Raw genomic sequence first — 11,948 nt, forward strand, 5'->3', positions numbered from 1 at the left:
CGCGCCGATAGTGCACGCCCATGCGCGGATCGCAAAATCATACCTTCCCCCGGAGGGGGAAGGACAAGAGGCAGACCATGAAGATCGCCTTCGCCGGATCCTTCGCCGTGCGCTTCGCCGAGGCGGTGCAGGCGCGGCTGTCGATTCCGTCGGCCGTCGTCGCCGGCGACGAGACCGGGATCCTGAAGCACCTGCCCGACGCCGACGTGCTGGTGTCGATGGGCTTCACCGCGGCGATGGCGCAGGTGGCATCCAAGCTGAAGCTGGTGCAGGTGCCGGGCGCCGGGCTCGATCGCATCGAGCGCGCGGCGCTGCGGCCCGGCATCCATCTCGCCAATGCCTATGGCCACGACGCCGGCATCGCCGAGTACATCATCGGCGCGATGATCGCGCTTTCCCGCTCCTTCGCCCGGCTCGATGCGCGGCTGCGCGAGGGTGTGTGGGACAGCCAGTGGGCGATCGGCACGCCGGCGCCGCCCCTGTGGCCGGAGCTCGGCGGCAAGACGCTGGGTATCCTCGGCTTCGGGCATATCGGGGAGGCGCTGGCCAAGCGAGCGCGGGCCTTCGATATGCGGGTGTGTGCCGTCAGGACGCGCGCGCAGGAGAAGCCGCCCGCGGGCGTCGATTTCGTCGGCGGGCCGCAGCGGCTCGACGAGGTGCTGCGCGCCGCCGACTACCTCGCCATCACGCTCTCGCTCTCCGATGCGACGCGCGGCCTGCTCGACGCGCGCCGGCTGGCGCTGATGAAGCCGGGCGCGCATCTGATCAACGTCGCGCGGGCGGAGATCGTCGAGGAGGCGGCGCTGCACGATGCCCTGAGCAGCGGCAGGCTGGGCGGCGCGGCGCTCGATGTGTGGTATCGCTATCCCCAGGCGCCGGGGCCGGCCGCGCCGGCGACCAGGGAGTTCCATGCGTTGAGCAACGTGATCATGACGCCGCATGTCTCGGGCTGGACCGAGGGCATGATCGAGGCGCGCACGGCGGTGATCGTCGGGAACATCGAGCGCGTCGCGCGCGGTGAAGCGCCGCTGCACCTCTGTCATCCCGAGCGTAGCGAGGGATCTACGGCCGGCCTGGATCCCTCGCTGCGCTCGGGATGACAGGGATGAACTGGCCCCAGCGCCTGCCGTTCTACTACGGCTGGGCGATCATCCTGATCGCCTTCGTCACCATGGCGGTGGCGGTGACGGCGCGCACCTCGTTCTCGCTGCTGCTGCCGCCGCTGATCGACGAGTTCGGCTGGGATCGCGGCCTGGTCGCCGGCGCCTTCTCCTTCGGCTTCCTGGTGTCCTCGATCATCAGCCCGATCAGCGGCCGCGTGATGGACCGGCGCGGCCCGCGCGTGCTGATCCTGCTCGGCGTCGCCGTGGTCACCGCCGGCCTGCTGCTGGCGCGCTACATCGCCAATCCCTGGCACTTCTACCTGCTGCTCGGCGTCGCCGTCGGCGCCGGCGCCAATTTGATGAGCTTCACGGTCCATTCGCAGTTCCTGCCCAACTGGTTCGCCCGCAAGCGCGCCATGGCGATCGGCATCGCCTTCTCCGGCGTCGGCGTCGGCGCCATCGTGCTGCTGCCCTGGCTGCAGGCGATCATCGAGCGCGCCGGCTGGCGCGAGGCGTGCTGGACCATGGGCATCCTGGTGCTCTGCCTGCTGGGACCGCTGAACCTGCTGGTCTGGCGCAAGCCGGAGGATATCGGCCTGCTGCCCGACGGCGACAAGGTCGCGGCGGCCGCGGCGAAGCGCAACGCCGGCAACATCGTCGACGCGCAATGGGCGGGCACGCAATGGACGCTCGGCAGCGCGGCGCGCACCGCGCGCTTCTGGTGGATCAACCTCGGCTTCTTCTGCGCGCTCTTCGCCTGGTACGCCGTGCAGGTGCACCAGACCAAGTACCTGGTCGAGATCGGCTTCACGCCCTCGCTCGCCGCTTGGAGCCTGGGCATCGTCAGCGTCGTGGCGATCCCCGGCCAGATCGGCCTCGGCTGGCTGTCCGACCGCATCGGCCGCGAGGCGATCTGGGCCGCCGGCTGCATGGGCTTCGCCATCTGCTATGCCGCCCTGATCGCCCTGGAGCACGCGCCCTCGCCGGCGCTGCTCTATCTGATGGTCTTCACCCAGGGCTTCCTCGGCTACGCGCTGACCTCGGTGATGGGGCCGATCGTGCTGGAGATCTTCGAGGGCAAGCACTTCGCGGCGATCTTCGGCATGATCAACGTCGCCTCGATCGCCGGCGGCGCGGCCGGACCGTACGCCGCCGGCGTGATCCACGACGCCACCGGGAGCTACCGCCTGGCCTTCATCATCGCGCTCGCCTGCAGCGTGCTCTCCGCCCTCGCCATCTGGCGCGCCAGCCCCGGCAAGGTCCGCGTCGTGCCGGGGAAGCTGAAGCGCGTCTGACTGTCATCCCGAGCGCAGCGAGGGATCCAGGCATCTCCCTGGATCCCTCGCTGCGCTCGGGATGACAGGCTCCATCTAGCGAATGCCGTCGAACGTCTTCGTCTTCTTGTCCGTGGAGCCCGCGTAGACGTCGTGATCGCGCACCGCGCTGGCCAGGGCCTGGTACAACGGCGCCGACAGGGTCGCGCCGGGGTGGCCGGCGAGGCTGGCGGCCGCGGCGCGGGCGGCGGCCCCCAAGCGCTCGGTCTGCTGCTCCCATGTCGGGACCGGCGCTCCGTCCGCGTCCACCAGCTCGAGGCCTCGAGCCCGTCCCGATCGCCCGGCGGCCGCACCCCGCGACGGCCACGACAGCTTCGCGCCGGGCGATTGTTGCCGGGCGTACCGGGCGTACAGCGCGCCGGCGACATAGGCGGCGACTTCGAGCTCGAGCTGACCCATCGTGCGCCGCCTCTCGTCCTCGAGCGCGTGCGTCAGCTCGTGCACGATGAGCGCCCTCTCGGCGACATCCCTGCCGTAGCCCGGCTCGGGAAAGGACACGGTGTTCGTCTTGCTGTCGTAGGACGCGATGCCCTCGTCGTTGGCTTCGATGTCGATCTTGATCGGACCCCGGGGCCCCAGCAGCCTGGCGATCCTCTCGTATCCGGGAGGATCCGCCCGGAAGCCGCCGACGCGGAAGTCGATCGACCGGCACGGCGTGCTGCGCAGGATGCCGATCATGCGTTGCCGAAGAAGCTCGGTGGACATGGTGTGCCCCCGTCGCACAGTGCGACGGAGCGCATGCTAGCGACAACGGCACGCCCGGGATGTTCCCGGGGGCACATCACGCTGAAGCAGGCGTGATTTCCTTCCCCCGGAGGGGGAAGGTGCCCGGAGGGCGGAAGGGGGATGTCGAAGACGGACAGCGATTTCGTTGAGGCATCCCCCTTCCGTCGCTGCGCGCCACCTTCCCCCTCCGGGGGAAGAGAAGAATCAGTCGAGCGTGCGCTCGAGGAAGGCGCGCACGCGGCGCATGGCATCGCGCATCGCCTCCTCGTTGTACTCGACGCGGTGACCGTGGGCGGTGATGCCGCGGCCGGGCGAGAGCGAGACGTCGAGCAGGTCGAAGCCGTGGTGCACGCCGGGATAGACCACCAGCTCGACCATCGAGCGGTCGCCCTCCTTGCGCGGCGAGCCCGGCTCGCTGCGGCCGGCGGCCATGGCCTGGCATTGCGACGCCGGCGTCCAGGTATCGGCGCCGCCGGCCAGCACCAGCACCGGCTTGCTCATGATGCCCGAGGCGTACTTGCACAGCGGATAGAAGGCGATGCCGGCGCGGAAGCGGTGCGGGAAGAGATGCTCCATCACGCCCTTGTCGAGCGTCTCGAGCACCGCCCAGCCGCCCTGCGAGAAGCCCATCACGGCCACGCGCGAGGCGCGCACGAAGGACTTGCCGGCGAGATGGCGCAGCGCGGCGTATCCATCGATCGACTGGTAGGTGCTGACCTGGCCGCTGCACAGCTCGCTGAAGCCGCGCGGGCCGAAGCTGTCGACGGCGAGCGTGACATAGCCCCAGCGCGACAGCCGGTCGGCCCAGGAGATCATCGAGGCGTGGAAGCCGCCGCAGCCATGCAGCAGCACGACGGCGGGGAACGGCCCCTCGCCCGGCGGCCGCGCCATGTAGCCGATCAGCCGCACCGGCGATTCCTGCGTGCCGCCCTCGATGGTGACGAACTGCCCGGCCGACGCCGGCGCGGCGGCAGCGAGGCTGAACGCAAGCAGCAGGCTGGTGAGGAGACGCCGCATGGTCATTCTCCTGTCTTCCCCCGGAGGGGGAAGGTGGCGCGCAGCGCCGGAAGGGGGATGTCGAAAACGGATTGCTGCGTTCGGCTTCGACATCCCCCTTCCGCCCTTCGGGCACCTTCCCCCTCCGGGGGAAGGCAAGGAAACTACGCCGGCTCCACTTCGACAAGGTTGGTGTTGTAGGTCGTCGCACCGCTGATCGCCCCCTCTCCCCGCCTGCGGGGAGAGGGTTGGGGTGAGGGGTCGCATCAAGTGGCGCACCGCCGTCGTGCGCAACCTGAATCAGCCCCTCACCCCGACCCTCTCCCCGCGCGCGGGGAGAGGGAGACTACGCCGGCTCGACTTCGACAAGGTTGGTGTTGTAGGTCGTCGCACCGCTGGGGGCGGAGCGGTCCTCGGCCAGGACGTTGGCGCAACCGCGCGTGTCGACGCCGTTGCCGTTGGGCGTGAACCAGGCGCCCTCCTTGATGGCAACGACGCCGCGGGCGATTCGTTTCGTCACCTTGGCCGGCAGCAAGGTGGCGCCGCGGTCGTTGAACACCCGCACCATCTGGCCGTTGCCGATGCCGCGCGCGGCGGCGTCCTCGACATTGATCCAGACGTCGTCGGGATCGATCCTGGCGAGCTGCGCCTGGTTGCCGTGGATCGAATGCGTGCGCGCCCGCGATTTCGGGCTGCACAGCATCAGCGGGTGGCGCGGATCGGGGCTCACCGGCTCGATCCAGGTCGGGATCGGCGGGATGGCGCCCAGGCCGTAGGGATCGGGCCTGGCCGCGAGCGTCGTCGAATAGATCTCGATCCTGCCCGAGGGCGTGTTGAACGGATGGTTGTCGGGATCGCGGATCTGCGGCGCGAAGGCCACCGCGTCGGCCGGCGGCGCGAAGCGCGCGACGCCCTTCTCGGCAAACTGCTCGAAATCGTCGACCGCGTCGGCGGTCAGCGCGCGCAGCCACTCCATCTCGCTCTTGTCGTTGTAGTCGGCGATGCCGACCCGCACCGCGAGATCTGCGAAGATGTCCATGTCGTTGCGGCATTCGTACATCGGCGCGATCGCCTGCTTCATGAAGATCGCATAGTGTCCGGCGCCGGCCCACGGCGTGTGCACGTCGTTGCGCTCCCAGAAGGTCGTCGCCGGCAGCACGATGTCGGCATGCCGCGCGGTCGGTGTCAAAAAGTGATCCTGGGCGACGATGAACTCCACGCCGTCGAGCGAGGCCGCCATCTTGTTGGCGTTGGGGCACTGGTTGAAGAGATCGCCGCCGGCCGAATAGATCATATTGATGTCGGCCGGATAGCCACCGCTGCGCCCCCGCGCCAGCAGGTCGGCGAGCAGCGGCGTCGAGACGCGCGCGTTCAGCGGATTGGTGCCCGGCGGCAGGCTCCTGATGCCGGCGCGGCCGGTGGCGCCGTTGCTGCAACCCGAGCTGCCGCCGACGACGCCGACATTGCCGGTGATGGCGGCCAGCGCATAGGCCGCGCGATGGAACTGCTCGCCGAAGGCGGTGCGGCCGGGCGCGTAGCCGCATTGCAGCGCCGCCGGCTTGGTCGTGGCGAACTCGATCGCCAGCCGGCGGATGGTCTCCGCCGGAATGCCGCAGATCGCCGACGCCCACTGTGGCGTCTTGGGCACGCCGTCGGCCTCGCCCATCAGGTACGCGCGGTACGAGGCGCCCGCAGGTGCCCCCTCGGGCAGATGCGCCTCATCGAAGCCCAGCACGTGGCGATCGCAATAGGCCTGGTCGTGCAGCCCTTCGCTGACGATGACATAGGCCATCGCAATGAGCGCGGCGGCATCGGTCGAGGGCTTGATGGCGATGTGCTCGTCGGCGAAGGCGACGGAGGTGCGCGTGCGCCGGGGATCGACGCAGACGATGCGCACGCCGGCCTTCTTCGCCTCGCGCAGATATTCCTTCGTGCCGGTGCCGAAGGTGCCGTCGGCCGGGCTCCAGCCCCACATCACGATCAGCTTCGAGTTGACGTAGTCGGTGGGCTCGCGGCCGGCGCTCTTGTAGTCGCCGCCATAGGTGACGCGCACGGCGAAGATCTCGGCCTCGGCCGACATGTTCGACCACAGAAGCGTGCATCCCCCGAACTTGTTGAAGAAGCGCTTGGCGCCGGCCGAGCTGTGCAGCATCGAGAGGTTGCCCGAGCGCGAGGCGTCGAGGAACGCGGCGTTGCCGTGGGCGGCGCGGATGCGCAGCATCTCGGCCGCGACGGTGTCGAGCGCCTCATCCCAGGCGATGCGCTCGAAGCGGCCCGAGCCGCGCGGGCCGACGCGGCGCATCGGATGGCGCAGCCGCTCGGGATGATAGACGCGCTCGATCTGGCCGACGCCGCGCGCGCAGGCATGCAGCGGCGGCAGCTCGGGTCGCCAGCGCGCCGGATCGGTCGAGATCTTGACGATGCGATCGTCGACGACATGCGCGTTGACCACGCACCGGCCGCCGCAATTATGCCCGCAGGTGCTGGTGACCACCGTCTCGCCCGGCCGCGCGGCGCGGCGCGGCGCCTGGTAGATCGTGTGGGTGTCGGGCATGGAAGGGCTCACAGTCACCGATGACAGCATCGGGAAGCTACCGGCTTCTGTAACCCGGAGCCACCTCCAAGCTTAGCCGTCTTCGCGTCTAGCGGCCCTTCGTATGGGGATTGACCCTCGGCTCATATTGCGCTGGAAACTTCACCACGGCAGCGCACGCCGAAAGCGCAGGACCGTGATAACTCAGTCGCTCCAGGCCATTCACAGGAATGGCCCAATCCAGGGTCAAAATCTCCCTCCGGTCGAATTTCCCTTTGACGTGGTAGTCGATAAAGAGTCTTGACCCCTTCGGTATCTGCATGCCGGTGTCATTGGTAATCGTCACGTTGGCCCCACCGGAAGTCGAGCAGGTGACCGTAAATTCCACGGCGGCAGCGGCATCGACGGAAGCGAGCGACAGGAGCGCTGGCGAGAGCGCGGCGGCTCGGACGAAGCGGGACATGTCGGTTCCTCCTGGAATTTGACCGAGGTTGCCGCCGACTGCGGTGGACTGCGACACCTACGCCATGGCCCAACGGATCAACGTCGCATAGCCCGGCACTCCCGAAGCATGCGAGAGCGAATGGCGCTCTGCCCTTTCGCGGCCTCCGTCGAGACACGCACGCACCAGTATAAGTGATTGATCCTGTTGCCACTCCACTGATCTCCTCCAAACCCGCACCTGAGTGCGTCCCGCGCCTCCCTGAACTGCTGGACCGCCTCGTCCGCGTAATTGCGACAAGCCTGTATCTTGGCCCTGCACTCTCTCAGGTCGACTTCGCGAAACTGAGTTTCCCGAACAGCCTCATCAGGCGTGACCGCCATGCACCACCGATAATGTTGATCTCTATTGATACTCCAGCGTGGCCCTCTCCGCTGTCCGCCACAAAGCTCATTGGCATCTTGAGCCTCCGCGGCAATTCTCGCGTATTCGGTACATTGGGTTGGCGTTCCTGCGAGCGACGCGGAAGCGGGCAACATCGTCAGCGAAACCGCCAAGACCATTCCGCGCGTGCGAAGCATGCCTGCCTCCTCACTGGGCGAAGCCAGTTAATATTATCATGGCCTTGATTTACTGTAACAACCGGCTTGCGGCCTAACCTTCGACCACGGCCTTGAAGCGGCGCATGGTTTCGACCTGCTGGTCGAACGTCGTCAGGCGGTACATCGGCTGCAGCATCACCATCTGCGCGCCGAGCCGCTTCCAGCCCTCGGCCGCCTTGCCCCAGAGATCCTCGTCGGGCTCGTGCATGCGCAGCCAGGCCTCGAGCCCGAACGTCTGGGGATCGCGGCCGAACGCCTTCAGGTGCTGATGCAGCAGCGCGAGCTTGGCTTCGCCCTGCGCGTCGGGGGCGAGGATCGGCATCCAGCCGTCGCCCAGCCGCGCGCAGCGCTTGATCACCGCCTCGGACGAGCCGCCGAACCAGATCGGGATCGGCCGCTGCACCGGCGCCGGCAGGATGTTCACGTCGGTCAGCTTGTGGAAGCGGCCCTCGAAGGTGACGAAGTCCTCGACCCACAGGCGGCGCATCACCTCGATCTGCTCGGCCTGGCGCGCGCCGCGCGTCTTCCAGTCCATGCCGAGCGCCTCGTACTCGACGTGGTTCCAGCCGACGCCCACGCCCAGGCGCACGCGGCCGCCGCTCAGCACGTCGACCTGGGCCGCCTGCTTGGCGACCAGCCCGGCCTGGCGCTGCGGCAGGATCAGCACGCCACTGCACAGCTTGATGGTCTTGGTGACGGCGGCGATGAAGGCCATCGTCGTGAAGGTCTCGTGGAACGGATCGTGCTCGCTGTAGGTCGGCTTCCAATCGCCGCGCGGCGCCGCGCCGAAGACGTGATCGGCGACCTCGATGCAGTGATAGCCCATGCCCTCGACCGCCTGCGCCCAGTCGCGGATCTTCGCGGGATCGGTGCCGATGTCGCGCGTGGGAAAGAGAGCGTTGACCAGCATGGGAACTCCGGCGGCGGGAGGATGACGGCCGGCGATTGTCGGGGTGAATGGGGTTGGAGGCAAATGCGGTGGTGGTGGCACGTGAGCACGCGCGAATGGCTACGGGTAGTGCCGAGGAACACGTCGGAGGACCGGCGCCGGTAGGGCTGTGGCCCTTTATTACCTCGCTAGTTGCCGAGGGTCTCGATTGAGCTACCCACTACGCCAACCGTGAGCACCCTTTGCGTCCATCTCTGGTTGCACAACATGCGGCAAACCTCCAAAATCAGTAATCTACAGATGCGCTAGGCGCTGTTTACAAAGCTATTGACGGCTGAATCGCGGATTGATTCAAGGATTCCCTCTGAAGGAGGGAAGCGTGAGCCGTGGCGATCTGAGCGAAGGTGAGTGGCGGATCTTGCAGGCGACGCTGCCAAAGCGGCGAACCGGCCGACCGCCCGAGGATTTGCGCGGAACGATCAACGGCATCCTGTGGCGCATCCGCACTGGCACGCCGTGGCGCGACGTGCCGGAGAAGTACGGCAAGTGGATGAAGGTCTACCAGCGCTTCCGACGCTGGAGCCAGACCGGCGTGTGGGAGGCGATCGCCACCACGCTGGCCCAGGCGATGGCCGATAACCGCCATCACAGCATCGACAGCACGACGGTTCGGGGGCATGTGTCGGCCGCCGGCGCAAAAGGGGGACTCGCGAACAGGCTTTTGGCCAGTCGCGGGGCGGGTTCACCAGTAAGGTTCACTGTATCTGTGACGCTGGCGGCATCCCGCTCGGCTTCCACCTCACGCCCGGCGAAGCGGCCGACTGCAAGGCGTACGAGGTCCTGATCGAGTTGCCTGAGCGAGCGCCCGAGGCACTGCTCGCCGACAAGGGCTACGACACCAATGCCATCCGCGATGACCTCAAGCGCCGCGACATCCGTGCCGTCATACCGCCGCGCTCGAACCGGACTGGCAACATCCGCTGGAACAAGCGCGACTACAAACAGCGCAATCGCATCGAGCGCAGCTTCGGCCATCTCAAGATCAACCGCGCCGTCGCCACCCGCTACGACAAGCTCGCCCGATCCTTCCTCGACACGCTACACTTGGCACTCATCCGCCGCTTGTTGCGGTTTGTAAACAGCGCCTAGGCAAGCATATCATCAAGCGTGCTGGGGGATTCATGGCAACCTTGATTGAAGACACCATCATTGAAGAGCGCGTGAAGCGCATCAGCAAGGCCAATTCCCTGCCGCCCGACATGGCCTTTCTCACATGGGTACACTCTCTACTATTTGATACAGACGAGGGTGAAATTCCTAAGGGTGAGCTGATCGAAGGTAGCGGGGAGAAGCAGCTAGACACGATAAATGTTGACGACGACTCTCAGAGCGAAAGTGCAACGGTCTCCTTCCTGCAAGCAAAGAGGACGGGAGGCTTCTCGTCAAATTCACTGGTGCTCCTGAGCAATGGACTATCATGGGTATTTGAAGCAGATGAAGACAAGCTTGCCGGTTTGAAGAATGTTGCTCTCCGCAATAAGATCACGGAAATCCGCGACTTGCTGCAAGAGTATGGTCCGAGCAAATTAACCGTGCGCGTATATATGGTCACAAAAGGTAGCGCGAAAGATCTTTCAAATGAATATCAGGAGGAGCGCTCACGATTCATCCAAAAATGGTCTAATCGGTACTTTAGTGCTTTCACGCTTCATGAGCTGGGCGCCATCGAGATCATCGAGCGTATGCAGATTGCCGACGGCGCAGCTCCAATCAATGAGCGGATCAAGATCGAGTATGACGTAAACAAGGGTTCGGTCCTTCAACTCGTTAGTGAAGGGGTGCGGTCGATACTATGCACGGTCACGGGTGCTGAACTCGCAAGGCTCGCATCTCTACAGCCGGAAAACTCAATTTTTGAAAGGAACATACGGAGGCATCTGGGCCTCAGGGGCAAGGTAAACTCAGAGATCTACGAATCCTGCACCAACCCCGATAGATCCAAATTTTTTTGGTTCATGAACAATGGGATCACGATGACGTGCGACAAGTTTGATCCCGTCTTGGAGCCCGGTAAGGCCAACATAAGAGTGGAGAACGCTCAAATCGTAAACGGGTGTCAGACGTCCATGACCCTTCGAAGAGCAAGCGAAGACAAAAAGCTGAGGGCTGACGTAAAGGTACAGCTCAAGATTTATGAAACAAATGCTCCGGAATTCACAGATAGCATTGTACTTGCTACCAACCAGCAAAACTCTATTAAGAACAGAGATCTATTTTCGAATCGGCGCTCGCAGCTCCATTTACAACAAGCAATTAAGGATCAGTTTGGGCTTCACTATGAACGCAAGGCCAACGAATTTAAGGATCAGAACATTGACCGATCCAAGATCATAAATAATGAGAAGGCAGGACAAGCCTACCTTGCAGTGTGCCTAAGACAACCGACCGTTGCTCGAGCGCAGAAGTATAAGGTTTTCGACGATGACTGGTACACCAGCATCTTCGAGAAGATAGACCCTGGTCACTTCGTTCTTTCGGATGCAATCGTCAAATACTGCCAGCAGCAGACGGATGCAGAACTTATGGTAGGCACGGAGTCGTCACGCAAATACAACCTCGGTCTGTATGGGGTGTTTCACCTTTCTTCTGTCTTTGGACGCCATCTTCTCGGCTCGGGGAAGTGGCCAACAAGCGGGAGTGCAGACTATCGCAGCGCCCTTAAGACCGTCATGCGCCGGGAGAAGGGTGCCGCAAAGATTTTTGACCAATCTGTAAAGACCATGTTGAGCATCATGGCCAAAGCCAAACTGTCAAAAGGCGAATGGAATAACTACTTCAAGAGCAGCAGAAGTTATAGAGATATAAACGTACACTTTGATCACGAATCCACGCCGAGAAGGAGGAAATCCTAGCTACTTTCACGGTGTTGCGAAGAGGAAAGGGGGAGAGTATGGCGACGTTCGTGAATCGATACACCGATCTGACGGCTTTGCTGCATATTTTGCGCTCCAAGAGGATTACCCTTCTCAATCCGCAGACATGGGACGATCGTAACGATGCCTACTACATGTCTGTATACAAGCAACGAGCGAAAGCAGAGAGCGTACTTGCTCTGTGCTTTGCCGAGTGCACCGAGACCTATCATCATTGGCGTGTCTTTTCGCACGGCGCCAATGGTGTTTGCATTAGATTCCTTAAGACAAAACTCCTTAACTCTCTAAAGTCCAATTCTGACATTACTCATCGAAGTGTGCGGTATGCTACGCTCACGGAGATGGGGTCTCGCAAAGTTAAAACAGATGATCTTCCTTTCCTCAAGAGGA

General features: G+C 64.3%; 8 protein-coding genes and 1 pseudogene. 4 read left to right on the forward strand and 5 right to left on the reverse strand.

The genetic code is table 11. The features are described from left to right. The first annotated feature begins 77 nt into the window (after window positions 1–77). Together KF889_07960 and KF889_07965 are read left to right on the forward strand one after the other, a co-directional pair. Window positions 78–1,100 carry a hypothetical protein gene (locus tag KF889_07960; protein ID MBX3499362.1) on the forward strand — a complete coding sequence of 341 codons (1,023 nt, stop codon included), beginning with the start codon at window positions 78–80 and terminating at the stop codon, window positions 1,098–1,100. 5 nt (window positions 1,101–1,105) lie between these two features. Next, complete coding sequence (locus tag KF889_07965) at window positions 1,106–2,398, forward strand: MFS transporter (protein ID MBX3499363.1); 1,293 nt, start codon at window positions 1,106–1,108, stop codon at window positions 2,396–2,398. 75 nt (window positions 2,399–2,473) lie between these two features. Here the strand turns inward: KF889_07965 and KF889_07970 are convergent, their stop codons facing one another. The 5 genes from KF889_07970 to KF889_07990 form a co-directional block, all read right to left on the reverse strand. Beyond that, complete coding sequence (locus KF889_07970) at window positions 2,474–3,142, reverse strand: hypothetical protein (protein MBX3499364.1); 669 nt, start codon at window positions 3,140–3,142, stop codon at window positions 2,474–2,476. A gap of 225 nt (window positions 3,143–3,367) precedes the next feature. After that, complete coding sequence (locus KF889_07975) at window positions 3,368–4,180, reverse strand: dienelactone hydrolase family protein (protein ID MBX3499365.1); 813 nt, start codon at window positions 4,178–4,180, stop codon at window positions 3,368–3,370. Window positions 4,181–4,505: 325 nt separating this feature from the next. Next, on the reverse strand, window positions 4,506–6,713 hold the full coding sequence (locus KF889_07980) for a molybdopterin-dependent oxidoreductase (protein ID MBX3499366.1): 2,208 nt from the start codon (window positions 6,711–6,713) through the stop codon (window positions 4,506–4,508). Window positions 6,714–6,801: 88 nt separating this feature from the next. Further along, a complete protein-coding gene (locus KF889_07985; GenBank protein ID MBX3499367.1) occupies window positions 6,802–7,155 on the reverse strand; it encodes a hypothetical protein in 354 nt (117 codons plus the stop codon). 633 nt (window positions 7,156–7,788) lie between these two features. Next, entirely contained in the window at window positions 7,789–8,646 is an 858-nt protein-coding gene (locus KF889_07990) for an LLM class F420-dependent oxidoreductase (GenBank protein ID MBX3499368.1), read from the reverse strand. Window positions 8,647–9,004: 358 nt separating this feature from the next. On the opposite strand from KF889_07990, the pseudogene KF889_07995 reads away from it, so the two are divergent. Together KF889_07995 and KF889_08000 are read left to right on the forward strand one after the other, a co-directional pair. After that, window positions 9,005–9,774, forward strand: a pseudogene (locus KF889_07995) (IS5 family transposase). 32 nt (window positions 9,775–9,806) lie between these two features. Beyond that, entirely contained in the window at window positions 9,807–11,537 is a 1,731-nt protein-coding gene (locus tag KF889_08000; protein ID MBX3499369.1) for an AIPR family protein, read from the forward strand. Window positions 11,538–11,948: the final 411 nt, after the last annotated feature.

This window comes from Alphaproteobacteria bacterium, from assembly GCA_019635875.1.
Classification (GTDB): domain Bacteria; phylum Pseudomonadota; class Alphaproteobacteria; order Reyranellales; family Reyranellaceae; genus JAFAZJ01.